Raw genomic sequence first — 24193 nt, 5'->3', positions numbered from 1 at the left:
GGCCCGGCATATCCTGATCCCCAGTGGCCGTCGGCTGACGAAGGAGTCCGAAGGTGCCGTCGATGTTCGATGCGGTCGTGGTGGGTGCGGGGCCGAACGGACTGACGGCTGCCGTGGAGCTGGCCCGCCGGGGTTTCTCGGTGGCCGTGTTCGAGGCCCGTGACACGGTGGGCGGGGGATCGCGCACCGAGGAACTGACCCTGCCCGGTTTCCGGCACGACCCCTGTGCGGCGGCGCATCCGCTCGGAATCAACTCACCCGCGTTCCGTGCGATGCCCCTGGAGCGGTACGGCCTGGAGTGGCTGCACGCGGAGCTCCCCATGGCGCACCCGTTCCCGGACGGCTCGGCCGCGGTGCTCGCCCGGTCCGTGGCCGAGACGGCCGCCTCCTTCGGGCCCCGGGACGCGGGCGCGTACCGCAGGCTCGTCGCGCCGTTCCTGAGCAAGTGGGACACCCTGGCGCACGACTTCATGTCGCTGCCGCTGACCTCGCTGCCCCGGGACCCCGTCACCCTCGCCCGGTTCGGCCTGGCCGGGCTGCCGCCCTCGACCTGGCTGATGCGCCGCTTCCGCGACGAGCGGGCCCGAGCCCTGTTCGCGGGCCTGGTGGCGCACGTCATGGCGCCGCTGGAGGGCGTCGGCACGGGCGCGGTCGGCCTGGTCTTCGCGCTGGCCGCGCACGCCCGGGGCTGGCCCGTCGCGCGCGGCGGCTCCCAGTCCATCGCGGACGCGCTCACCGCGTACCTCGAGGACCTGGGCGGCACGGTCCACACCGACTACGAGGTCAAGCGCCTGGACGACCTGCCTCCGGCGCGGGCCTACGTCTTCGACACCTCGCCGACGGCCCTGGCCCGGATCGCGGGCTTCGGGCGGTACTACGAGGGCTACCGGTACGGAGCGGGCGCCTTCAAGATCGACTACGCCCTCGACGGGCCCGTGCCGTGGACCGCGGAGCGTGCCCGCGTCGCCGGGACGGTCCAGGTCGGGGCCAGCCGGGCGGAGATCGGCACCGCGCTGCGGGCGGCCTCGCGCGAGGGCCGGGCACCGGACGCGCCGTTCCTGATCACCGTGCAGCCGAGCGTCGTCGACCCGTCCCGAGCTCCCGAGGGCAAGCAGGTGTTCTGGGCCTACGGCCATGTCCCGAACGGCTGGACCGGAGACCTCACCGACGCGATCGAGCGCCAGCTGGAGCGGTTCGCGCCGGGCTTCCGCGACCGGGTGCTGGCCCGCGCGACCGCCGGACCGCCCGTCCTGGCGGCCCGCAACGCCAACTACGTGGGCGGGGACATCGCCTGCGGGGCAGCATCCGGACTCCAGCTCATGCTCCGCCCCCGGCTGTCCCTGTCGCCGTACGGCACCCCTCACCCCGCTGTCTTCCTCTGTTCCTCGGCCACTCCGCCGGGACCCGGGGTGCACGGGATGTCGGGGCACAACGCGGCGAAGGCCGTGTGGAGGAGGCTGAGACAGTCATGACCACGATCACGCTGGTGCGGGGCGACATCACCCGCCAGAGCGTCGACGCCGTCGTCAACGCGGCGAACTCCTCGCTGCTCGGCGGCGGAGGCGTCGACGGGGCCATCCACCGCCGCGGCGGCCCGGCCATCCTGGCCGACTGCCGGAAACTGCGCGCCGGGCACTACGGCAAGGGCCTGCCGACCGGCCGCGCGATCGCCACGACCGCGGGCGACCTCGACGCCCGCTGGGTGATCCACACCGTGGGTCCCCGTTACGCGCGGGAGGAGGACCGGTCGGAGCTGCTCGCCTCCTGCTACCGGGAGTCCCTGCGGGTCGCCGACGAGCTCGGCGCCCGTACGGTCGCCTTCCCCGCCGTCTCCGCGGGCATCTACGGCTGGCCGATGGACGACGCGGCACGCATCGCGGTGGAGACGGTCCGCGCGGCGGGGACGCAGGTCGAGGAGGTCCGCTTCGTGCTCTTCGACGAACGGGCGTACGACGCGTTCGCCGCGCGGCTGTGACGCCGGGCGGGGCCGCCTGAGCGGAGCACGGGGGCCGTCGGCGTGTGTCCGCACGTGCGAGCCCCCGGCCGGTTGGCCCGGCCCGGCTCGGCCCGTCCCGGTCACAGGGGCAGTTCGACCACCAGCGGCCGGTGGTCCGAGACGGGCGTGCTCGGGGCGTGCGCTCCGCAGGCCGCGCCCGCCCCGATCCCGCTCGCCAGGACGTGGTCGAGCTGGACGAGCGGGCGGTGCGCGGGATAGGTGGGCGTGCGGGCCATGTCCCGCCAGCCGCGCGGCTCCGGCCCGCCACCGGGCCTGGTTCCGGTTCCACCGGGCCGGGGCCGGATGCCGCCGGCCGGTCCGGCGGGGCCGAGGACCGCGCGGGGGAGCGCGCCGGGCAGGTTGAAGTCGCCGAGGAGCACCCGGGGGCCGGGCAGGTCGGCGATCCAGGCGCGGACGGCGCGCAACTGGAGGAGGTTCCAGCCGGGCACGAACGACAGGTGCACCGCGACCACGGTGAACGGCCCGCGGCTTCCCTCCAGGACGGCGGCGAGAGCGGCCCGTGGCTGGTCCCTGGACACGGTGAGGCCGGGGTTGCCGGGCGTCCGCAGCGGCATGGGGACGGGCGCCGGGGCCAGCCGCCGTGCCCTCCAGTGCCGTACGGGCAGCCGGGACAGCAGGGCGATGCCGTGCGAGGGGAGGCTGTTGCTCGCCCCGGCCGCGTCCGTCCCGGCGTCGCCAGCCCCGGTCTCGCGCGGCCCGTAGACCCGCAGGCCCGGCACGGACGGCTCCGGGATCCAGCCGCCGTCCGCCGTCGCCGTGCCGTGGAACGCGGACGCGTACCGCCAGTGGTGTGCGCCGGACCCTTCGGCCGCGGCGGACGCCTGGTCCACCCCGCCCGAGCGTTCCTGGAGCCGGTCGACCTCCTGGAGCGCCACCACGTCGGCGTCCAGCGAGGCCACGGCCCGGACGAGCGGTTCCGCGGGGCCGCCCGCGGGCCGGACGGAAACGGGTCTGCCGTCCACCAGGGTCCGTCCGTGCAGCACGTTGAACGTCGCGAACCGCACACGCGCGGAACGCGGGGAACCGGGACGAGCCGCCTCGGGGGGTGTCATGAGCGCGACGGTACCCGGCGGGGACGCGAGAGACGGCCGGGACTCCTGAGGTTCAGGATTCCCGTGGGGGTGTGACGAGGGGGCGCGATGAGGATCGAGGGCGGGGGCGGCCGTGACGTGGGGCCCGGACGTGGGGCCCGCCGCGACCCGACCCGCGCCCCGGCCTGTGACCCGCCCTGGCCCCGGCCGGGTCAGAAGCCGGGCAGTGTCTCCGCCAGCAGCCGGAGCAGATCGCTCGTGGCGTCGGCCGCGCCGAGGGCCGGGATGGCGCCGAGGGCGAGCACCGCCGCCGCGACGGACCTCATGACCGGCGGGGGAGCGGTCTGGAGGGCCGCGATCCGGCGGGTGACGGCGTGTTCGGAGAAGTGCAGCGCGCATCCGGGGCGGGCGCGCTGGGAGACCAGAGCGGCGCGGGCCAGGGCGCGGGCCGTGGTGCGCCGGTCGCCGACGCTGCCGGCGGCCTCCTCGTCGGCCCACCGCTCCAGCAGGAACGCGACGGTGTCGCGGACCGGCACGAGCAGCGGGTTCGCGGCCGCGGCCAGGGCCACGACGGTGGACAGCGCCGCGTGCCGGTGCGCCAGATGGGCGCGCTCGTGGGCGAGCAGCACCCGCCGCTCGACGGGTTCGAGCGCGCCCAGCATGGCGGCCGTGACCAGGATCCGGCCCGGCTTGCCGGGGATCGCGAAGGCGCGCGGGGTCGACGAGGCCGCGACGACGAGCTCGCTGTCCGGCGGGTGCCCTTCGCACAGCTTGAGCAGGACGCGACGGGTCGCCATATGTGCTCGTACCACACGAACAATCCGGTGGGTGATCATGGCGAGGCCGGCCACCGCCAGGACGGCGACGGTCTCCGGAACCGGCTCGGGCAGGGACCGCCCGTCCTCTCCGGCCTCGGCGATCACCGGCGGGGCGTGGTCGATCAACGTGGTCCCGAGCAGCAGCAGCGCCCAGGTGGAAGCGGCCGCGGTCAGCGCGGCGGCCGTGACGAGCACACGGGCCGCCAGGGCGGGCGACACCCGCCTGCCGACGAGCGGGGCGACCGCGGTCAGCAGCAGTGCCAGCACCAGCGGGATGTAGACGTCGATCCTCATGGCCCGTTCCCTCCGAGGAGATCGCGCAGGGCTTCCTCCTCCTGGCGGCTGAGCCCGGTGACGAACTGCTGGAGGGCCGCGATCGGATCGGGTCCGCGGTCGAGTGCTTCGTGCATGGCCTCGGCGGTGAGCTGGGCCGCGTTCTTCGCGGGGCGGTACGCGCCGCGCCGGCCGTCAACGTCCCGGAGCACGAGGCCCTTGTCGTACAGACGTTTGAGAATGGTGTGCACCGTGTTGTAGGCGAGTCCGCCGCCGATCTCGGCCTGGATCTCGGCGGGCGTCAGTGCGTCGTCGGTGGCCCACAGGGCGGCGAGGACTTCACTCTCGAGTTCGCCCGCGTTGCGCCGTTCCGCCCTTCCGTGGGGACCTGTGCCAGCCATGCCCGTCACCTTACAGCGCGTAGTCGAGCCCGGAGCGGCGCCGTCCGGGTGTGTGTGCCCGAGGGCGCCTCGGGAGCCGGACATCGCCCCTGATACCGCCCCCGGGTATCTCCTCGAATGCCCGTCCTGTTCGGCGCCTTCTTCCGGTGAGCGGTAGTTTGTCCATGATTCCACGGCTCCCGGCCTCACTCTACGTCTTGTAGGGTGATGAAACCCTACAGTGTGTAGGGCTGAAGGGTGGACGATGGCCAAGACCCTGAACGTGCCGCTCATCGGCACCCGGCGGCCCCGACCGTCGGACCGGACGGCCCGCGAGGCCTGGCGCCGCAGCGATCTGGGCCCCCTCGCCCTGGTCGCGGCCTGCTTCGTCCTGGCCCAGCTGCTCCTCGTGCACCCCTGGATGGGCCTCGGCTGGGACGAGACCGTGTACATCAGCCAGGTCTCCCCACACGCCCCGGCGGCGTTCTTCAGCGCGCCCCGGGCCCGCGGGGTCTCCCTGCTCGTCGCGCCGGTCGCCTCCTGGTCGTCCTCCACCGCCCTGCTGCGGATCTACCTCTCCGTGCTCTCCGGACTCGGCCTCTTCGTGGCCCTGCGCGTCTGGCGCGGAGTGTTCCCGGTGCGGGTCCTGGCCGTGGCCGGCGCCCTGTTCGCCTCCCTGTGGGTCACCCTCTTCTACGGGCCCCAGGCCATGCCCAACTACTGGGTCGCGATCGGCGCCCTGGTCTGCGTCGGCTGCTTCCTGCGCGCCCAGGCCGGCGGCCGTGACCGGGCGGCACTGTGGGGGACCGGACTGGGTGCCGCGCTGATGGCGTGGATGCGGCCCCCCGACGCGGTCTGGGTGACCCTGCCGCTGCTCGTCCTCGCCGTCGCGGTCCCGCGGTGGCGGCGGGCCCGGCCGCTGCTCGCGCTCGTCGCGGGCCTGCTGGCCGGAGCGGCCGAGTGGATCATCGAGGCGTACGTCAGCTACGGCGGCCTGACGCAACGGCTCTCCGACGGTTCCCGGATCCAGGGCGGCCTCGGCTGGAACATCGCGGTCGGCGACCAGATGCGCAGCCTCGGCGGCCGTGTGCTGTGCCGGCCCTGCAACGGCGGGATGCCGAACCCGGTGGTGATGGCGTGGTGGTTCGTGCTGCCGCTGATCGCCCTGCTCGGCCTGGTGATCGCCGTCCGGGCCCGTCGCCGGACGCCCACCCTGCTGCTCCTGGCCTGCGCCGCGACGGCCGGGATCCCGTACCTCTTCATGATCGGGTACGCGGCTCCGCGCTTCCTCCTGCCCCTCTACGCCCTCGCCGCCATCCCCGTCGCCGACGCCCTGGTCCAGCTGCTCACCGTCCCCGCCGGGCGATGGCGCCCGGCGATCGTGACCGCGGTGGCCGTCGGTCTCGCCGGGCACCTGGCGGTGCAGTTCGCGGTGCTGGACGCCGTCGTGCGGCGCACCACCGACAGCCACCACGGCTGGGCGGTGACCGCGGCGGAGCTGCACCGGCTCGGTGTCCGGCCGCCGTGCGCGCTGAGCGGCCCCGATACGGTCCCCATCGCCTTCTACGCCGGCTGCTCCTCCCTGGCGACCGGCGGGCACAACGCCAACGCCACCGCCGCGAGCATCACGCGGTCCGCCCTGCACATGCCCGTCGCCGTCGTCACGTCTCCCGGAGGCGAACCGCCCGCGTACGCCCGCGCCTGGGCAGCGCACCGCGCCGGTGACGTCGACATCTACGTCTCGCCCGGCGCGGGGAGCGGTACGCCGTGACCCTTCCGCCGAAGCCGCCCCCACCGGCGGACCGGGCGCGGCCGACCGTCCACGGGCGCGGACGGGGCCCCGCCCGAACGCCCCACGGCGAGCCCGCGCCCGGCGCCGCGGCCCGGGCCCCGGCCGAGACCAGGACACCCGGCGACGCACGGGCACCCGATCCGTCCACCCCACCTGGCGGCCCGGCCCGGTCCGGTGCGGCCGCCGTCGTCGATGCGTCCCCCGTGCCGACCGCCGACGGTTCGGGTGTCTCCCGGCCCGGGCCGGGCGGGGCGGGTGCCCCCGTGGTGGCCGTCGGACGGTGGGGGAGCGGCGGGCGGGACGGGCGGGTGGGCCGGCACGCCGGGCTGTCGCTGCTCGTGCTGGTGTGCGCCGCGTTTCTCGCCCGCAGGCACTGGCCGGTGCTGGAGGCGGGCGTCGCCCGGCTCACCCACGCGGACCGGGGCTGGCTCCTGGTGGCGGCCGTCGCCACCCTGGCCACCTGGGGATGCTCCGCGCTCGCCCAGCAGGGCGCGGTGCCGGAACCCCTGCCCGCCGGACGGCTGGTGACCGTGCAGTTCGCGGCCGCGTCCGCCAACCACCTGCTGCCCTCGGGACTCGGCGCGGGTGCCGTCAACCTGCGCTTCCTGACCCGGTGCGGACTGCCCCTGGCCCGTTCCGCCACCGCCCTCGCCGTCAAGGCCTGCGCCGGAACCGTCGTACGCGGCTGTCTGATCGGCGCCCTCGCCCTGGCCTGCCCCGGCGCGCTCCGGCTCCCGAGACTGACGCCGGGCGCCTGGACCGTGGCCGCATGGACGGCGGGCACCGTGACGGTCGCCGTCGCCGTCGCCCTCTTCGCGGGGCCGCTGCGGCGGGCCGTGCGCCGGGTGCTCGTGGACGTCCGGGCCGTGCACGAACTGCCCGCGCGGGCCGCCGCGCTCTGGGGCGGCTCGTTCGCCTTCGCCGCGCTGCACACCACCGTGGTCGTCGCCGTCGCCCAGGCCGTCGGCCTGCCGCAGTCACCGGCCCGGGTGGCCCTCGCCTATCTCGCCGCCAGCAGCGCCGCCGTCCTGCTGCCCACCCCGGGCGGCCTCGGCTCGCTGGACGCCGCGCTGGTGCTGGCCCTCACCCTCGCGGGGGCGCCCGGGGACGCGGCGGCGTCCACGGTCATCGGCTACCGCATGCTCACCGTGTGGCTGCCGCTGATCCCCGGCCTGGTGGCGCTCGGCCTGCTGATCCGCCGCCGGGTGCTGTGAACCGGGAGAGCCGGCGGGGGCCTACGGCGGTCAGGACGCGTCTCGCGGCCCACCGGTGACGCTGGCCCGGGCTTCGGCACGGTCGCCGCCGGCGTGCTGTTTCCGAGGGTCGTCCTCGGACCGGTCGCCCACCTCGCGATCACCCGCCGCGACGCCACGGCCGCCACCCGACCCACCCTCCAGGCCGACCCACCCTCCAGGCCGACCGCCCCTCCAGCCGCCTGACCCTCAAGACCGCCTGACCCTCTGGGCGGTCCGAGCCTCCGGATTTGCTGACCCTCCGGGCGGTCCGAGCCTCCGGATTTGCTGACCCTCCGGGCGGTCCGACCCTCCCGACTCGCTGACCCTCCGGGCGGTCGAACCCTTCGGACTCGCTGACCTCCCGGCGTTCCGGCCCTCCGGGCGCTACGACCTTCCGGCCCGTCCGGTTTCTCGGGACGGCGGCCGGCCCTCCGCACGGGCCCGCCGACGCCTCAGCCGGCCGACCACGAAGGAAGGCCGACCACGAAGACCGCACCCTGGTCGCGGGCCTCCTCGTGGTGGACCTCGCCGCCCGCCGAGCGGGCCAGCCGTCGCGCGAGCGGCAGACCGAGGCCCGCACCGCCGTGTCCGTCCCCCGGATCGGCGCGCCGGCCCGGCTGGAAGAGCTGTGCCGTGAACGACGCCGGTACGCCCTCCCCGTCGTCCCCGACCTCGACACGGACACTGCCGGGGGCCGCGCAGGCCCGGATCTCGACCCGGGTCGAGGCGTGCCGCACCGCGTTGTCGAGCAGCGGGCTGACGATGCGCTCCAGCAGGGCGTCCGGCACCCCCGCGATCAGACCCGCCTCGGGGCCGGTGACGCCGATCTCCACCTCCGGCCGCGTCGGGACGGCACGGTCCGCGAGCCGGCGAAGCACCGGCACGACCTCGGTGGTGCCGGGCGAGGCGGACGCGTCGTCGCGGGCGTCGTCGAGCAGCGTGTCGCAGATCGTGCGCATGGACCGCGCGGCGTCCGAGATGGCCTCCTGCGTGATCCGGGTCTCCTCGGCGGAGCGCGGCCGGGACTGCCACCAGTCGAGCTCGGCGATGATCCGGGCGAGCGGATTGCGCAATTCGTGCGACAGCTCCTGGGTGAGCTGCCGTTCATGACGCAGCAGCGCCCGGATGCGGTCCAGGAGGGCGTCCAGGGACCCGCCGAGCCGGGCGAGCTCGTCGGGCCGGGCGATGCTCCCGAAGCGTTCCTCGGAGGCCACGGCGCTCCAGCGGGTGGCCTGGTCGGTCATGGTGCGTACGGGACGCAGGGCGCGCCCCACCGCGAGGCGCGTCAGCGCGTACGTGCAGGCGAGCATGAACGCGTCCAGGGCGAGCGACGCGAACAGCAGGGTGTCCGCCGAACCGAGGTAGGGGGACAGGTCGAGGGCGGTGACGACGGTCGCGCCGGTGCCGTCCCCCGGCACCTGCCGCGCGCACAGCCGGACGGGGTCGTGTCCGCCCGCGGTGACACAGCGGGTCAGGCCCCGGGCGGCGAGGGCGTCGGCCGCACGGGTCAGCGGCCCCCTGGCCATGGCCGACGGCGGCTTCTCCAGGAGCCGGCCGCCCGCGTAGATCCACACGTTCGCGTCGAGCAGTTCCTCGCCCGGGGTCTCCAGGACGCGCGGCCGGGGGCCGCTGGTGTCGACCGTCGCTGCGACGGCGGTGCCCCGGGTGCGCAGCTCGTCGTCCGCCTGGTGCTGGAGGTGGCGCCGTACGACGGTGTTGAACGCGACGGTGAGGATCACCATCAGCAGGGTGGCGGTGGTCAGCGCGACCAGCGAGAGCCGGCCCCGCAGCGTGCCGGGACGCCAGGGGGCGAACGCTCTCCGGAGTACGGTCCTGGCCCGGGAGACGCCCGCGGCGGCGGGCCGCGGGCGTACGGGATCCGGCCTCATGACAGCCGGTGTCCGATGCCCCGCGCGGTCGTGACCGTCAGCTCGCTGCCGCCGTCCCTGAGCTTGCGGCGCAGCCGGGTCAGATACTGGTCTAGCGTGTTGTCGCTGACCTGGGCGCCCTCGGGCCAGCCGGCCCGGGTCAGCTCCCGACGGCCGACGATCGCTCCGGAGGCCGCCATCAGCGCCGCCAGCAGCCGGAACTCGGTGGGCGTCAGCGCGAGGCGCCGGCCGCGCACGGTCAGGGTGTGGGCGACGGGGTCGAGGACCAGGTCGCCGGCGGTGTCGGACGGCCCCGGTCCGGCGCGCTTGAGGGCCGCCCGCAGCCGGGCCGCGAGCTCCGTCAGATGGAACGGCTTTGGCAGATAGTCGTCGCCGCCGGCCGAGAAGCCGGCCAGCCGGTCGGTGAGCCGGTGGTGGGCCGTCAGGAAGATCACGGGCGAGAGGAAGCCGTTGGCGCGGATCGCCTGGCACACGTCCCGTCCGTCGGCGTCGGGCAGGCCGACGTCGAGGACGGCCGCGTCGATGCCGTCCCCGGCCAGCCGCAGCGCGGTGGCGCCGTCCGGCGCCGGCACGGTGTCGAAGCCCTCGTCCCGCAGCCCGCGCCGCAGGACGTCACGCAGCGCGTGGTCGTCCTCGACGACCAGGATCCGCCGGCGCATGCCCCCCGCTCACCCGCTCTTCGCGAGCCGGGGCGCGAGGAGCAGGACCCCGAGCCGCGAGGCGGCCAGCGGGTGTCCCGACACGTCGGGCAGCCTTCGTACGGCCGCCACCATCGTCATCGCGACCAGCGTGCCGACGAGCAGACCGGCCGCCACGTCGTGCGGATAGTGCACCCCCACCCAGACCCGGGAGGCGGCCATGGCGCCGGCGGCCACGAGGGCCACCGTGCCGACGCGGCGCGAGACGAGGAACAGCGCGACGGCCGCCGCGGCCGCGATCGCCGCGTGATTGCTCGGGAACGACCAGTCGCCGTGGGCCGGGCACGCCTCCAGCGTGGTCACCTTCAGGCTCTGGCAGGGGCGGTCCTCGCGCACCAGTAGCTTCAGTCCGAGATCCACCACGTACGCCATGACCACGACGACGGGCACACTGAGCGCGAGCAGCGCCGCGCCGGGGCTCTCGCGCCGGGCGCGCCACCAGGTCAGGACCATCAGCACGGCGAACAGGCCGAGCCCGTACGTCGACCAGGTGGACACCACGCTGTCGAGCCACGAGGGGGAGGAGTCCGCCAGCCCGGTCACGTACCGGTAGGCGGAGCCGTCGATGGTCGATCCGTCGAAGGCCAGGATCATCCCCGCACCTCTTCCTTGCCGGAGGCGCCTTCCTTGCCGGGAGCGCTTTCCTCGCCGGGGGCGCCACGGCGGCGCGAGCGGTACAGCTCCACGCCGAGGGGGGCCAGGGACACGAGGACGATGAGCGCGACGATCGGGAGCAGATACTTGTCCACGTTCGGGATGGACGAGCCCAGCGCGTACCCGGCGAGGGTCAGGCCGATGCTCCAGACGAGGCCGCCGACCACCTGCCAGACGGTGAACGTCCGTACCGGCACGCCCAGCGCACCCGCCATCGGGTTCAGCACCGTACGCACGACGGGGACGAAGCGGGCCAGCACGATCGCCTTGGCGTAGCCGTACCGCTGGAGGAGATCCTCGGCACGTTCGGCGCCCGCCTGGAGACGGGGGGAGGAGCCGCGGGCGAGCAGTGCGCCGCCCGCCTTCCGCCCGATCAGATAACCCGTCTGGGCGCCGATCAGGGCGCCCAGGGCCGCCGCGATCAGCAGCGGGGGGAGCGACAGCTTCAGGCCGTTCTGCCCGGAACCCGTGCAGAGCAGGCCCGCCGTGAACAGCAGTGAGTCACCCGGCAGGAAGAAGCCGATCAGCAGACCGGTCTCCGCGAACATCACCACGCCGACCCCGAGCACACCGAAGGCGGCGAGCAGGGACTGCGCGCTGAGAATATTCACGGCGAGGTCGGACGCTGTGAACAATGGTGCGGCCATCGTCGCGGACCCTCTCATACTGGTGGGGGCGGGCCCGGTCGAAACCCGGACCCGACTGACTACAATTCTGTAGACGGTCTACTGAACTGTAGACGATGGTGGGGTGAGGATCGTTCCGATGAGCAGTGACAAGGACGAACGCCGGCCGGCGGGAGAGCTGGAGGCCAGCGTGATGGCGGCTCTCTGGGCCGCGGGCGTGCCGCTCACGCCGGGCCGGGTGCAGAGCGAGCTGGACTCCGGTCTGGCCCGCACGACGGTGACCACGATCCTTTCCCGTTTGCACGAGAAGGGAATCGTCGGCCGCGAGAGGCTCGGCCGCGGCTACGCGTACTTCCCCGTCCAGGACATGCACGGTCTCACCGCGCGCCGCATGCACACCGAGCTCGACCGGGACGACGACCGCGAGACCGCGCTGGCCCGCTTCGTGGCCCAGCTCAGCCCCGACGACGAGCGGCTCCTGCGGGACCTGCTGGAGCCGGATCTCGGCGCGCGCCCGGAACCGGGTGAGGGATGATCCTTCTCCTGCTGGTGCCGCTGCTGGTCCCCTTCGCGCTGGGACCGCTGGCCCGCCGCTGCCTGGACCGGCTCACCCCGGTGGCCGCGCTGTGGTCCGTGACCCTCGCGCTCGTCGTGCTGGCCGGGGCCTCCGTGGCCTCGCTCGGCGCGCTCGTCCTGACGGGCCTGCTCAAGGTGCCGCTGCTCGCCGGCCTCGGCAACCTCGTCCACCCGCTGCGCACGGCCTCCGACCTCGTCGTGCTGCCCACCGCCGCCGCCGCGACCGGGGTCCTCACCGTCGGCGTCTGGACCGTCGTCCGCTCGGCCCTGCGCCAGCTGCGCGCCTTCCGCTCCGCCCGCAGCCAGGCGGACCGCAGGCCCGCCGCGGGCGACCTGTGCGTCATCGAGTCACCGCACCCCGACGCGTACGCGCTCCCGGGCCGCCCGCACCGCATCGTCGTCACCACCGCGATGCTGCGCAGCCTCTGCGCCGACGAGCGCGAGGCCCTCTTCGCCCATGAGCGGGCCCACAACGCGGGCGGCCACCACCACTTCCTGGTCGTGGCGGAACTCGCGGCCCACTGCCACCCGGGGCTGCGCAGCGTCCGCGCGACCGTCGCGCTCGCCGCGGAGCGGGCCGCGGACGAGGCCGCGGCCGTCACCGTGGGGGACCGCAGGCTGATCGCCCGCGCCATCGCCCGCGCCGCCCTGGCCACCGGCGAGGCCCGCTCCGAACGCCCCGACTTCGCGCCCGCGGCCACCGCCGGGCCCGTACCCCAGCGGGTCGCGGCCCTCCTCTCCGCCCCCCGGCACCGCCCCCGCGCCGCCGTCTGGATCGCCGTCCTGCTCGCCGCCTGCGCCGCCGTCTCGGCGGGCGCGTCCGGGGCGGGCGTCATGGCCTTCCACCACCAGGTGGAGGTGGCACAGGGCGAGGAGAACCGCTGACGGGGCCGGGCTTCCGTCCGGTGCGACGCGCGCGGGTGGTCGGCGCGCGCGGTCGCCGGGTGCGTACGACGAGTGGTCGTCGTCCTGCGGTGGTTGCCGGGTCCGTACGGCGAGCGGTCGTCCTGCGTGGTCGGCGGGTCCGTACGGCTGTCGGAGCCGTCAGGCCGTGGTGCCGTCGGTCGCCCTGCGCGGGGGCGCGGGGCCCTGTCGCCGGTGGTTCCGCGCGAGGCGTCGGTCCGCGAGGTTGATGTCGGATTCTCGCCAGCCCCGGTCTCCGGGGTGCCCGATGCTTGAGGGATGCAGAACGGGATGCACACGGACACGGAGCGCTGCGTACGTGCCGTCCAGTCGAAGGACGCGCGTTTCGACGGATGGTTCTTCACCGCGGTGACCACGACGAGGATCTACTGCCGGCCCAGCTGCCCGGTCGTGCCGCCGAAGCCCCGGAACATGACCTTCTACCCGAGCGCCGCCGCCTGCCAGCAGGCCGGATTCCGCGCCTGCAAGCGGTGCCGCCCTGACACCAGCCCCGGTTCACCCGAATGGAACCACCGCGCCGACCTGGTGGCCCGCGCGATGCGGCTGATCGGCGACGGGGTCGTCGACCGCGACGGCGTACCGGGCCTGGCCGCCCGCCTCGGCTACAGCACCCGCCAGATCGAACGGCAGCTCCTGGCCGAGCTGGGCGCCGGACCCCTGGCGCTCGCCCGGGCCCAGCGCGCCCAGACGGCCCGGCTGCTGATCGAGACGAGCCCCCTCCCCATGGCCGAGATCGCCTTCGCCGCAGGCTTCTCCTCCATCCGCACCTTCAACGACACGGTCCGCGAGGTCTTCGCGCTGTCCCCCAGCGAGCTGCGCGCCCGCCTGCCACGGAACCGGGCCGGAGCCACGGCCGCCGTCCCGGGCCTGCCGGGCGTGCTGAACCTCCGGCTCCCCTTCCGCGCCCCGCTCAACCCCGACAACCTCTTCGGACACCTCGCGGCGACCGCCGTACCCGGAGTGGAGGAATGGCGCGACGGCGCGTACCGGCGGACCCTGCGGCTGCCGTACGGGCACGGCGTCGCCGCCCTGACACCGATGCCCGACCACATCGCGTGCCGGCTGACCCTCAGCGACCTGCGCGACCTGTCCGTCGCGATCAGCCGCTGCCGCCGTCTGCTGGACCTCGACGCCGACCCGGTGGCGGTCGACGACCAGCTGCGCACGGATCCGCTGCTGGCGCCGCTCGTCGACAAGGCCCCCGGCCGCCGGGTGCCGCGCACGGTCGACGAGGCCGAGTTCGCCGTACGGGCCGTGCTCGGGCAGCAGGTGTCCACGGCCGCCGCCCGTACCCACGCCGCGCGACTGGTCACCGCGCACGGCGATCCGGTGGACGACCCCGAGGGCGGCCTCACCCATCTCTTCCCCTCGCCTGAGTCGCTCGCCGCACTCGACCCCGAGACCCTCGCGATGCCCCGCACCCGGCGGACGACCTTCACCACGCTGGTCGGCCAACTCGCCTCGGGAACACTCAATCTGGGAGTGGAGAGCGACTGGGCCGAGGCCAGGGACAGGCTTCTCGCGCTTCCCGGCTTCGGCCCCTGGACCGCCGACGTGATCGCGATGCGCGCCCTCGGGGACCCCGACGCCTTCCTGCCCACCGACCTCGGGATCCGGCGCGCCGCACGGGAGTTGGGGCTTCCCCCCACCCCGGCCGCCCTGACGGCCCGGGCCGCGGCCTGGCGCCCCTGGAGGGCCTACGCGGTCCAGTACCTGTGGGCCACCGACAGCCATCCGATCAACTTCCTGCCGGCACCGACCGGCGCCCCGAACCCCTCGGACACCCCCACCACCTCGCGCGGCAAGGACGCCCAGTGAAACGGCACACCGTCATCGACAGCCCCTACGACCCCCTCACCCTGGTCGCCGACGACGACGGCGTCCTGTGCGGACTCCACATGGTCGGACAGCGCCACCGCCCGCCCGAGGAGAGCTTCGGCGAGCGCGACGACACCCTCTTCGACGAGGTCACGGAGCAGCTGAACGCCTACTTCGAAGGCGAGTTGAAGGAGTTCACCGTCGAACTCCGCCTGATCGGAACGCCGTTCCAGCGCAGCGTCTGGGACCAGCTGCAGCGGATTCCCTACGGCGAGACCCGCTCGTACGGCGAACTCGCCGATGCCCTTGGCAACTTGGGCGCCTCCCGGGCCGTCGGCCTGGCCAACGGCAAGAACCCGATCGGGATCATCGTGCCGTGTCACCGCGTGATCGGCGCGAGCGGCGGACTCACCGGCTACGGCGGCGGCCTCGACCGCAAGCGGCAGCTTCTGGACTTCGAGAGCGGGTCGGCACTCTTCTGACCGCCCTCCCGCTCCCGCTCTCCCTCCCTCCCTCCCTCCCTCCGCTCCCGCTCCCGCGACACGGCCGGACCAGCGCCATGACCCGTATGGCGCACCGCGCTCTTCTCCCGAGTGACCCCGGTGGCGCGCTCCCGCGATTCACCGGTCCCTGTACGAAGGGGGAGCGGGCAGAGAGCGGGAGACCATGGAGCGGAAGTACAAGCACCTCGCGACACCCCGGGCCGCCGGGGCCGCCGGGGTGGCGTTCGCCGTCCTGACGGCCGCGGCGATCGTGCTGGTGCGTATCGCCCTGCCCGGCGGCGGCGACGGTGTGACCCTCGACGCCGGACAGCGCAAAGGCGTCCGGACGGCGCTGGAGCTGGTGCCGTTCGCCGGGATCGCGTTCCTCTGGTTCATGGGCGCCCTGCGCGAGCAGGCGGGCCGGGCCGAGGACCGGTTCGTCGCCACCGTGTTCCTCGGCAGCGGTCTGGTCTTCGTCGCCACGCTGTTCGGCGCGGCGGCGGCGGCCGGGACCGTGCTCGCCCAGGGCGGAGGGGGCCCGTCCTTCGGCAGCCGCTTCGCCTACGCGCTGCTCACCACGTACGCCATGCGGATGGCGGCGGTGTTCGTCATCGCGACCTCGACCATCGGCCGCCGCCTCGGCGTCCTCCCGCGCCCGCTCGTCGTCATCGGCTACCTGGCGGGTCTGACCCTGCTCGTGGCCGGATCGTCCGTGCCCTGGTCCGAACTCGTCTTCCCCGCCTGGGCACTCGTCCTCAGCGTGAACATCCTGGCCGGCCGGCGTCCCGACCCGGCACCGCCGGCGGCCCCGGCCTGATCCACCCCGCCGCTCACTCGAACGGTGCTCCTCTCGTCGCGCCACCCGCCGGGCCCGTCGAAGGTGGTCGCAGGAGGGTTGACCGGGCCCTTGGAGAGGACCGATCCCGTGGTACGGATTGCCGTCGATCTGAACCGCTGCCAGGGCTACGCCCAGTGCGCGTTCCTCGCCCCCGAGATCTTCGCCATGCACGGCGAGGAGGCGCTGCTGTACGACCCGGACGCCGACGAGGCCCACCGCGAAAAACTGGAGCGGGCCGCGGCGGCCTGTCCGGTCGGCGCCGTCATCGTGGACGCCGTGGCACCCGGCACGGCGGACGCGTCGGCCGAGGCGGTGTCCCGTGCTCGGTGACGGATCCCTGGAGCGGTTCAAACGCGAGGGCCGGATCGTGGTCGTCGGTGCCTCACTGGCCGGTCTGCGGGGCGCCGAGACCCTGCGGGAGAAGGGCTTCGCGGGGTCGCTGACCATGATCGGCGACGAGCCCGGTGAACCGTACGACCGCCCGCCGCTGTCCAAGCAGGTGCTCCTGGGCAGGGCGAGCGCCGAGCGCACCGCGCTGCCCAGGCTCCGCTCGCTCGTCGCGACCTGGCGCCTCGGCACCCCGGCCACCGGTCTGGACATGGCCGCCCGGCGGGTGCGGCTGGCCGACGGCGAGGAGGTGCCGTACGACCGGCTCCTGATCGCCACCGGCGTACGGGCGCGTCCCTGGCCGAACGAGGCCGAGGCCGAACTCGACGGCGTGTTCGTGCTGCGCACCCGCGAGGACAGCGCGGCGCTCGCGCGCCGGCTCGACGCGGGTCCCAAGCGGGTCCTGGTCATCGGGGCCGGGTTCACCGGCTCGGAGATCGCCTCCGCGTGCCGCGAACGCGGCCTGCCCGTCACCGTCGCCGAACGCGGCGCCGCACCGCTGGTCGGCGCGCTCGGCGGGGTGGTCGGCGCGGTCGCCGCCGAGATGCAGCGCGAGAACGGGGTGGACCTGAGGACCGGCGTGATGGTGACCGCCCTGGAGGGCGACGCTGCGGGACGGGTGCGCGCCGCCCAGCTCTCCGACGGCTCCACCGTGGAGACCGACGTGGTGATCGTCTCGCTGGGTGCCCAGCGCAACACCGAATGGCTCGCCGGGTCCGGACTCGGCGCCGGCCCCCGCGGCATCGCCTGCGACGCCGGATGCCGCGCCTTCGACATCAGGGGGATCGTCACCGACGACATCTACGCAGCCGGCGACGTCGCCCGCTGCCCCAACGCCCTGTTCGGCTACCAGTTCCTCTCCCTGGAACACTGGGGCAACGCCGTCTCGCAGGCACGGATCGCGGCGCACAACATGCTCAGCGAGAGCACCGACCGCCTGCCGCACATGGAGGTCCCCGCGTTCTGGTCCTCGCAGTTCGGGGTCAACATCAAGTCCGTCGGGATCCCGTCGATGGGGACGGAGATCCTCATCTCCCAGGGCTCGCTCGCGGACCACCGCTTCCTCGGGGTATACGGGTACCAGGGGCGCGTCATCGGCGCCGTCGCCTTCGACCAGGGACGCTGGCTGCCGTTCTACCAGCAGCTGATCGAGACCACCGCGCCGTTCCCGCCGCCGTTCGCCACGGTCGACCGGCGTCCGGAAGGACGGCGGCCGCTGGACGCGGACTTCCCGGACCCCTCGGTCCCCACCCACGGCCCGACCGTCACCCTCAGCGGGTACGCGCCGGCCGACCGCCGGATGACGTTCACCCCCGCGCGCTGACCGAAGGCCCCGAGGACGCTAGGACTCGCCATGACGCAATCCCTGCTGCACCAGATCCTGGACTACGCCAACCGGGCCGACCCGTACCCGATCTACAAGGAGCTGCGCGGGACGCCGGTCCACCACGAGGACGGCGGACCGTACGTGATCAGCACGTACTACGAGATCCGCAGTCTGCTGCACGATCCCCGGATCAGCTCCGACGCCCGCAACCTGGCCTCGAACGCGGCCGATCCGCTGGCCTCCGGGGCGCCCGCGGAGGAGAGCACGCTGCCGCCGAGCTTCCTGCGGCTCGACCCGCCGGAACACGACCGGCTGCGGCGCATGACCAACCGTCCCTTCGGGCCGCCGCACTCCCCGCACCGGGTCGACGGGATGCGCGGGGAACTCCACGACATCGTCACCGGCCTCATCGACGGCATCGGCGACCCGGACCGGATCGACCTGGTGGAACAGTTCTCGTATCCCTTTCCGGTGACCGTGATCTGCCGGCTGCTCGGGGTGCCGCGCGAGGACGAGGCACGCTTCCACACCTGGGCGGACGCCATCGCCGCGAGTCTGGACCCCGACCCGGACGCCGATCCCGCCGAGCACGGCAAGGGCGCGCAGGACGCCCGTATGCAGCTGGGCATGTACCTGGCCGGCCTGATCGAGGAACGCCGCAAGAACCCGGGCGACGACATGCTCTCCCGACTGGCCACGGCCGAGGGCCAGGACGGCCCGATGACCACGATGGAGCTGCTCAGCACCGCGGCCCTGCTGCTGATCGCGGGACACGAGACCACCGTCAACCTGATCACCAACGGAATGCTCACCCTGCTGCGCCATCCCGACGTCCTCCAGCGGCTGCGCGCCGATCCGCGGCTGGCCGTGCCCGTCGTCGAGGAACTGCTGCGCTACGAACCGCCGGTGCAGCTGGTGCCGCAGCGCACCACCCTCGCCGACATCGAGGTCCGCGGGGTCACCATCCCCAAGGGCGCCACCGTCTGGCTGGTCCTGGCGTCGGGCAACCGCGACCCCCAGCGCTTCGAGAACCCGGACCGCTTCGACCCGGACCGCAGGGACATCCAGCATCTCGGCCTGGGCAGCGGCATCCACAGCTGCTTCGGCGCGCCCCTGGCCCGCCTGGAGGCCCAGTTCGCCCTCGCGGAACTGGCCCGCAGACTGGAGAACCCCCGCCTCCTGGACGACCCGCCCCCCTACCGCCGCAACGCCGTACTCCGAGGCCCCCGCCACCTCCACCTGACCTGCGACGGAATCCGGCCCTAGCGGCCGCTCCGGACCGGGGCACCGGGCCGCCGTCACCCCTCGCCGAGCCGCCGCAGGAGTTCCGGCAGGGCGGTGCCGATCGGTTCGCGTACGACCTCGTCGGCGCGTTCGTCGTACGGGGTCGGCTCGGCGTTGACGATGACGAGCCGTGCGCCGTGGTCGGCGGCCACGCCCGCGAGGCCCGCCGCCGGGTGGACCTGGAGGCTGGTGCCGACTGCGATGAAGATCTGGCAGGCCTTGGCGATGTCGGCGGCCTGGCCGAGGACGACGGGGTCGAGGTGTTCGCCGAACATGACGGTCGCGGGCTTGAGGATTCCGCCGCAGGTGAGGCAGGCGGGGTCGTCCTCGCCGTCGTCGACGCGGGCGAGGGCGTCGTCCATGGGTGTCCTGGCGTGGCACCGGGTGCACTCCACGGTCCGTGCGGTGCCGTGGAGTTCGAGGACCTTGCGGTCGGGCATGCCGGCGAGCTGGTGGAGTCCGTCGACGTTCTGGGTCAGGACCCGCACGGGCACCCCGGACCGCTCCAGCTCGGCGACGGCACGGTGCGCGGTGTTGGGCTCGGCCCCGGCCGCACCGCTCTCCCGCCGCATCAGCCAGGACCGGCGCCTGATCTCGGGGTCCGCCATGTAGTACTCGTACGTCACGAGCTTCTCGGCCTCGGGGTCCTTCCGCCACAGGCCGTTCGGGCCACGGTAGTCGGGGATTCCGGAGTCGCAAGGCATCGGCAGATGTAACAGGCCGCCATCGACGCAGCAGCGTCAGCGATGTTGTCGGCCGTGTCCAAGCACAGACGAGTTCTCGCCGATGCCTTTCGAAGGCTTCCTGACCTGGTGAAAACCCGAGGTCGAACCTTGATCATTTTTGTGATCTTCGCCACGGGTCGCACTGAACCCGATGTCGCCATCGGCCGTTGTTGATCTTGTATCGTCTCCGCTGCCAGAAGTCGTGATCATGACAAGAAGGATGTGGAATGATGCGTAAGCACCTCAGTGGCGCCGTTCTCGTGGCCTGCGTGGCAGCTCTCCCCTTGGTCGGCTCGACCGCTGCGTCGGCGGACACGGTTACCCCGCAGGCCACTTCATGCCCCAGCAGCGGGCGTATCACTGACTGGGATGTCTGCACCACCCTCACCAACGGCATACTCCTGCTCAGCGAGACCAGCGACGGCAGCAGCATCAGCGTCAGTTACACCAAGACCGGTGGGTCGAGTGTCACGGGGAAGCTCGCCTACGTTCGTAGCGACACTGTCCACAGCAGCCCCACCCTGACGTTCTCGACGAGCAAGATTCAGGAGTACGACTGGAGTGTCGGGGCGAGCTGCGCTTCGACGACCGGTGAGCTCATTTCCGGGTCGGACGTCTTCACTACCCCCGCCGCGCCGGGCTGCTGACATGATGGCGGGTCGTCCCTCGGACGGCCCGCTTCGGCAAGTTCATCCCCCGCTGCATCTTTGGGAGTTCGTTCGTGCTCGAAGCAGTTTTCCGCGGTCATGGCCCGTTCGTCGTGATAGCGATCCTGATCATGGTTGCTGTAGGGGCTGCGACTCTTCGCGCATCGTCCCAGCCCGCGTCCCGCGCGTTCGTCTCCGCCGCGTGGGCCGCGTCGATCGCTGGTGTCCTGGCGCTGACCCTCTGGAGCACGGGTGGATCACGTGGTCCGGGGGAATGTGTCATCGACGCCGATCTGTGGGACTCGTTCGGCACCGAGCAAGGCCTGCTCAACCTGGCGATGTTCATCCCGACCGGAGTTCTGGGTGTCCTGGCCACCCGCCGGTTCCTGCCTGCCGCGGTGACCGGCCTCGCGCTGACCGGAACGATCGAGACTCTGCAAGGCGCCTTTCCCGCATTGGGCCGCGCGTGCGATACCGGTGACCTGCTCGCCAATTCCTGCGGCGCGCTCTTCGGAGCCGCAGTCGGCTGGGCCCTCGTCAGAATCGACACCCGCAACGCTGAACCCTGGCACTTCCGGAAGCGTCCCGCGCTGATAGGAGTCGCTGTGTTTGCCGCGTGCCTCGGCACCCTCTGGGGCACGAAAATCACCCCACGGTCCATCACCACCGCGACTCCGGTGCGGATCGCCAGCGCCGCCCAGAAGCAGGCGCTGCGTACCGAACTCCATCGCGCCTTCGGCAGCCAGTACACCCCGGACCTGATCACCTTCATACAGACGGGATCGGATACGGGAAACATCAGCGCCTCCATCGGACCCGACTCCAGCATGCAGATCTCATGGCCGGACGCCACCCGTGCCGAGTACAGCCTGGAGATCGCGGCCCAGGGCGAGAACCACGGCTATCGCGTTCCCGGGGCCCTTCACCCGGCATCGACTCCCGAACAGGCCATTGCCGTCGCGACCGTGTACGCACGCGCCCACACCCCCTGGGCTCTGCCCGGCGTACACCCCACCGCGACCCCGGTTCCCCACATCGGATGGATGATCAGCTGGCGGCGCCACGTGCACAACGTCCTGATGCCGATGCGCCTGGACATCGAGATCGACCGCGAGGGCCGGATCGAACAGCTCATCAGCCGGCACCTTCCCGACGTGTCCGTTCCTCCCCCCACGCTCAGTGGCCGCCAGGCGGCCATGGGCGTCATGCAATCAACCCCCCGATGCAGCAAGGCCGTCCCGGGTGAACTCCTGGCCTTGCGTCACGGCAGCCAATGGATCGCCGCCTGGAGGGTCGCAGTCCTGTGCGGCGACCGCGAGGGCGTCATCACGGTGGATGCCCGCACGGGATCGACGCTGTCCCAGTCCCTGTACCCGCGACCCAACGCAAGCCCCGCCGCGATACGGCTCAGGTAGAACTGTCGCGGCCCGACGGGGCATGCGCGGCTACGGGTTCGTCGTGTGCAGTCGGCGCAGGAGTTCCGGCAGGGCGGTGCCGATCGGTTCGCGTAGGACCTCGTCGGCGCGTTCGTCGTACGGGGTCGGTTCCGCGTTGACGATGACGAGCCGTGCGCCGTGGTCGGCGGCCACGCCCGCGAGGCCCGCTGCCGGGTGGACCTGGAGGCTGGTGCCGACTGCGATGAAGATCTGGCAGGCCTTGGCGATGTCGGCGGCCTGGCCGAGGACGACGGGGTCGAGGTGTTCGCCGAACATGACGGTGGCCGGTTTGAGGATTCCGCCGCAGGTGAGGCAGGCGGGGTCGTCCTCGCCGTCGTCGACGCGGGCGAGGGCGTCGTCCATGGGTGTCCTGGCGTGGCACCGGGTGCACTCCACGGTCCGTGCGGTGCCGTGGAGTTCGAGGACCTTGCGGTCGGGCATGCCGGCGAGCTGGTGGAGTCCGTCGACGTTCTGGGTGAGGACCCGCACGGGCACGCCGGACCGCTCCAGCTCGGCGACGGCCCGGTGCGCGGTGTTGGGCTCGGCCCCGAGCGCACCGCTCTCCCGCCGCATCAGCCAGGACCGGCGCCTGATCTCGGGGTCCGCCATGTAGTACTCGTACGTCACGAGCTTCTCGGCCTCGGGATCCTTACGCCACAGACCCTTGGGCCCGCGGTAATCAGGGATGCCGGAATCGGTGGAGACGCCTGCCCCGCTGAGGATGGCGACGAGTGGCCTGTTCATGGACATGAAGGTACGGCGCTGGTCTGCTCGGAGCGACCGGATATCTGGGGACGGGACAGGATGACGTGGGTCAATCCCGGTTCACAAGGTATTTGCGGTCGACTGACGTCGGGCTGCCAGAGCGACCAATGCGTCTCAATCGTGCACCAGCCTGTGTCCAAGGAAACCATGAACGCGATCTGAGCTCGGACTTCGGTGGTATTTCTGACCTTAAGTGGACGCCCTTATCCATCGGCCCGACCAGCAGGAAGCTCCCGCGTCTGATAGTCCATAACGCGGATCTCAAGCTGGTCACAGCCACAAGCCAAGATTTTTGGGATCTCTTGGCGCTGCGCGCAACACCTCGGCGAATGCAACCTTCTAAGCTCTCGTCGCCGACCTTTGACGCGCAGATTGGTGCCTTAGGGTTCGTCCCTTGCCCGGTCTTCCATCGTTGCACGGATCGCCCTGAGGCTGTTCAGGCGGAGGCGGTGTCGGGGTGGTCGGGGTCCAGGGCTGCCTCGGCGATGGCCAGCGCCCGCTCCTCCAACGGCAGGGCATCGGCGTACCGCCCCAGACCGCTCAACGCGCCGGCGAGGTTGTTCAGGTAGAGGGCGGTGTCGGGGTGGTCAGGGCCCAGGGCTGCCTCGGCGATGGCCAGCGCCCGCTCCTCCAACGGCAGGACATCGGCGTACCGCCCCAGATCGCTCAACGTGACGGCGAGGTTGTTCAGGTAGAGGGCGGCGTCGGGGTGGTCAGGGCCCAAAACTGCCTCGATGATGGCCAGCGCCCGCTCCTTCAGTGGCAGGGCTTCGGAGTGCCGCCCCAGAGCTCTCAACGTGGTGGCGAGGTTGCCCAGTCGGAGGGCGGTGTCGCGGTGCTCGGGGCCCAGGACTGCCTCGGTGATGACCAGCGCCCGCTCCTCCAACGGCAGGGCTTCGGCGTGCCGCCCCAGAGCGCTCAACGTGACGGCGAGGTTGCCCAGTCGGTGGGCGGTGTCGGGGTGGTCGGGGCCCAGGGCCGCCTCGGCGATGGCCAGCGCCCGCTCCTCCAACGGCACGGCTTCGGCGTGCCGCCCCAGAGCGCTGTACGTCCTGGCGAGGTTGCCCAGTCGGAGGGCGGTGTCGGGGTGGTCGGGGCCCAGGACTGCCTCGGCGATGGCCAGCGCCCGCTCCTTCAACGCCAGGGCTTCGGCGTGCCGCCCCAGAGCGCTCAACGTGGTGGCGAGGTTGTCCAGTCGGTGGGCGGTGTCGGGGTGGTCGGGGCCCAGGGCCGCCTCGGCGATGGCCAGCGCCCGCTCGTCCAACGGCAGGGCATCGGCGTGCCGCCCCAGAGCGCTCAACGTGACGGCGAGGTTGTCCAGTCGGAGGGCGGTGTCGCGGTGGTCGGGGCCCAGGGTTGCTTCGGTGATGGCCAGCGCCCGCTCGTCCAACGGCAGGGCATCGGCGTGCCGCCCCAGAGCGCTGTACGTCCTGGCGAGGTTGCCCAGGCGAAGGACGGTATCGGGGTGGTCGGAGCCCAGGGTTGCTTCGGTGATGGCCAGCGCCCGCTCGTCCAACGGCAGGGCATCGGCGTGCCGCCCCAGAGCGCTGTACGTCCTGGCGAGGTTGCCC

Annotated in this window: 23 protein-coding genes and 1 pseudogene; 14 read left to right on the top strand and 10 right to left on the bottom strand. The window is 73.1% G+C overall.

Annotation, left to right across the window (positions count from 1 at the left end):
* Window positions 1–62 precede the first annotated feature (62 nt).
* Both ACFWI4_RS19785 and ACFWI4_RS19780 read left to right on the top strand, forming a co-directional pair.
* Window positions 63–1472: a phytoene desaturase family protein gene (locus ACFWI4_RS19785; RefSeq protein WP_387197757.1), complete on the top strand. Its 1410-nt coding sequence runs from the start codon at window positions 63–65 to the stop codon at window positions 1470–1472.
* Window positions 1469–1975, top strand: a complete 507-nt coding sequence (locus ACFWI4_RS19780; protein WP_387197754.1) for an O-acetyl-ADP-ribose deacetylase — start codon at window positions 1469–1471, stop codon at window positions 1973–1975. The genes ACFWI4_RS19785 and ACFWI4_RS19780 overlap by 4 nt, the downstream gene beginning before the upstream one ends.
* A 101-nt stretch (window positions 1976–2076) precedes the next feature.
* Here the strand turns inward: ACFWI4_RS19780 and ACFWI4_RS19775 are convergent, their stop codons facing one another.
* From ACFWI4_RS19775 to ACFWI4_RS19765, 3 genes are all read right to left on the bottom strand, one after another.
* A complete protein-coding gene (locus ACFWI4_RS19775; protein WP_387197751.1) occupies window positions 2077–3069 on the bottom strand; it encodes an endonuclease/exonuclease/phosphatase family protein in 993 nt (330 codons plus the stop codon).
* A gap of 191 nt (window positions 3070–3260) precedes the next feature.
* Window positions 3261–4160 carry a M48 family metalloprotease gene (locus ACFWI4_RS19770; protein WP_387197748.1) on the bottom strand — a complete coding sequence of 300 codons (900 nt, stop codon included), beginning with the start codon at window positions 4158–4160 and terminating at the stop codon, window positions 3261–3263.
* Complete coding sequence (locus tag ACFWI4_RS19765) at window positions 4157–4540, bottom strand: BlaI/MecI/CopY family transcriptional regulator (protein WP_387197745.1); 384 nt, start codon at window positions 4538–4540, stop codon at window positions 4157–4159. The genes ACFWI4_RS19770 and ACFWI4_RS19765 overlap by 4 nt, the downstream gene beginning before the upstream one ends.
* 244 nt (window positions 4541–4784) lie before the next feature.
* On the opposite strand from ACFWI4_RS19765, the gene ACFWI4_RS19760 reads away from it, so the two are divergent.
* Both ACFWI4_RS19760 and ACFWI4_RS19755 read left to right on the top strand, forming a co-directional pair.
* The gene (locus tag ACFWI4_RS19760; protein ID WP_387197743.1) at window positions 4785–6290 is read left to right on the top strand and encodes a hypothetical protein; all 1506 of its coding nucleotides are present in this window, start codon (window positions 4785–4787) and stop codon (window positions 6288–6290) included.
* A gap of 329 nt (window positions 6291–6619) precedes the next feature.
* Window positions 6620–7525 (top strand): YbhN family protein, encoded by a 906-nt coding sequence (locus tag ACFWI4_RS19755; protein ID WP_387197852.1) that lies wholly within the window; start codon window positions 6620–6622, stop codon window positions 7523–7525.
* Window positions 7526–7998: 473 nt separating this feature from the next.
* Here the strand turns inward: ACFWI4_RS19755 and ACFWI4_RS19750 are convergent, their stop codons facing one another.
* The 4 genes from ACFWI4_RS19750 to ACFWI4_RS19735 are packed head-to-tail and all read right to left on the bottom strand — an operon-like array spanning window position 7999 to window position 11434.
* Complete coding sequence (locus ACFWI4_RS19750; RefSeq protein WP_387197740.1) at window positions 7999–9435, bottom strand: sensor histidine kinase; 1437 nt, start codon at window positions 9433–9435, stop codon at window positions 7999–8001.
* Window positions 9432–10094 (bottom strand): response regulator transcription factor, encoded by a 663-nt coding sequence (locus ACFWI4_RS19745; RefSeq protein WP_387197737.1) that lies wholly within the window; start codon window positions 10092–10094, stop codon window positions 9432–9434. Before ACFWI4_RS19745 ends, ACFWI4_RS19750 begins: the two co-directional genes overlap by 4 nt.
* Window positions 10095–10103: 9 nt before the next feature.
* Window positions 10104–10727, bottom strand: coding sequence for a phosphatase PAP2 family protein (locus ACFWI4_RS19740; RefSeq protein ID WP_387197734.1), 624 nt, complete (start codon window positions 10725–10727; stop codon window positions 10104–10106).
* Window positions 10724–11434: a DedA family protein gene (locus ACFWI4_RS19735; RefSeq protein ID WP_387197732.1), complete on the bottom strand. Its 711-nt coding sequence runs from the start codon at window positions 11432–11434 to the stop codon at window positions 10724–10726. The genes ACFWI4_RS19740 and ACFWI4_RS19735 overlap by 4 nt, the downstream gene beginning before the upstream one ends.
* 118 nt (window positions 11435–11552) lie before the next feature.
* Between ACFWI4_RS19735 and ACFWI4_RS19730 the strand changes: the two genes are divergently transcribed.
* The 8 genes and pseudogenes from ACFWI4_RS19730 to ACFWI4_RS19695 all read left to right on the top strand — a co-directional run bounded on the left by ACFWI4_RS19730 (window position 11553) and on the right by ACFWI4_RS19695 (window position 19031).
* Window positions 11553–11948, top strand: coding sequence for a BlaI/MecI/CopY family transcriptional regulator (locus ACFWI4_RS19730; protein WP_387197730.1), 396 nt, complete (start codon window positions 11553–11555; stop codon window positions 11946–11948).
* Window positions 11945–12874: a M48 family metalloprotease gene (locus ACFWI4_RS19725; RefSeq protein WP_387197727.1), complete on the top strand. Its 930-nt coding sequence runs from the start codon at window positions 11945–11947 to the stop codon at window positions 12872–12874. Before ACFWI4_RS19730 ends, ACFWI4_RS19725 begins: the two co-directional genes overlap by 4 nt.
* A gap of 297 nt (window positions 12875–13171) precedes the next feature.
* Window positions 13172–14665 (top strand): annotated as a pseudogene (locus ACFWI4_RS19720) (AlkA N-terminal domain-containing protein); the annotation flags it as partial.
* A gap of 62 nt (window positions 14666–14727) precedes the next feature.
* A complete protein-coding gene (locus tag ACFWI4_RS19715) occupies window positions 14728–15213 on the top strand; it encodes a methylated-DNA--[protein]-cysteine S-methyltransferase (protein WP_387197724.1) in 486 nt (161 codons plus the stop codon).
* Between the two features lie 184 nt (window positions 15214–15397).
* The gene (locus ACFWI4_RS19710) at window positions 15398–16030 is read left to right on the top strand and encodes a hypothetical protein (RefSeq protein ID WP_387197721.1); all 633 of its coding nucleotides are present in this window, start codon (window positions 15398–15400) and stop codon (window positions 16028–16030) included.
* 108 nt (window positions 16031–16138) lie between these two features.
* Window positions 16139–16381: a ferredoxin gene (locus tag ACFWI4_RS19705; RefSeq protein WP_385407356.1), complete on the top strand. Its 243-nt coding sequence runs from the start codon at window positions 16139–16141 to the stop codon at window positions 16379–16381.
* Window positions 16371–17762: an NAD(P)/FAD-dependent oxidoreductase gene (locus ACFWI4_RS19700; RefSeq protein WP_387197718.1), complete on the top strand. Its 1392-nt coding sequence runs from the start codon at window positions 16371–16373 to the stop codon at window positions 17760–17762. Before ACFWI4_RS19705 ends, ACFWI4_RS19700 begins: the two co-directional genes overlap by 11 nt.
* Window positions 17763–17792: 30 nt before the next feature.
* Window positions 17793–19031, top strand: a complete 1239-nt coding sequence (locus tag ACFWI4_RS19695; protein WP_387197715.1) for a cytochrome P450 — start codon at window positions 17793–17795, stop codon at window positions 19029–19031.
* Window positions 19032–19063: 32 nt separating this feature from the next.
* On the opposite strand, the gene ACFWI4_RS19690 is transcribed toward ACFWI4_RS19695, so the two are convergent.
* The gene (locus ACFWI4_RS19690; protein WP_387197712.1) at window positions 19064–19753 is read right to left on the bottom strand and encodes an NAD-dependent deacetylase; all 690 of its coding nucleotides are present in this window, start codon (window positions 19751–19753) and stop codon (window positions 19064–19066) included.
* Window positions 19754–20001: 248 nt separating this feature from the next.
* Between ACFWI4_RS19690 and ACFWI4_RS19685 the strand changes: the two genes are divergently transcribed.
* A complete protein-coding gene (locus ACFWI4_RS19685) occupies window positions 20002–20421 on the top strand; it encodes a hypothetical protein (RefSeq protein WP_387197709.1) in 420 nt (139 codons plus the stop codon).
* Window positions 20422–20495: 74 nt separating this feature from the next.
* Complete coding sequence (locus ACFWI4_RS19680) at window positions 20496–21836, top strand: VanZ family protein (RefSeq protein WP_387197706.1); 1341 nt, start codon at window positions 20496–20498, stop codon at window positions 21834–21836.
* Window positions 21837–21866: 30 nt separating this feature from the next.
* On the opposite strand, the gene ACFWI4_RS19675 is transcribed toward ACFWI4_RS19680, so the two are convergent.
* Window positions 21867–22601: an NAD-dependent deacetylase gene (locus ACFWI4_RS19675; RefSeq protein WP_387197703.1), complete on the bottom strand. Its 735-nt coding sequence runs from the start codon at window positions 22599–22601 to the stop codon at window positions 21867–21869.
* Window positions 22602–23058: 457 nt separating this feature from the next.
* The coding region (locus ACFWI4_RS19670) for a tetratricopeptide repeat protein (RefSeq protein WP_387197700.1) at window positions 23059–24193 on the bottom strand (1135 nt) is incomplete at its 5' end.

The sequence above is a fragment of the Streptomyces sp. NPDC127038 genome (assembly GCF_042725875.1).
Lineage (GTDB): Bacteria > Actinomycetota > Actinomycetes > Streptomycetales > Streptomycetaceae > Streptomyces.
The sequence above is the reverse complement of the archived record's forward strand: the minus strand, read 5'-3'. Positions and strand labels throughout refer to the sequence as shown.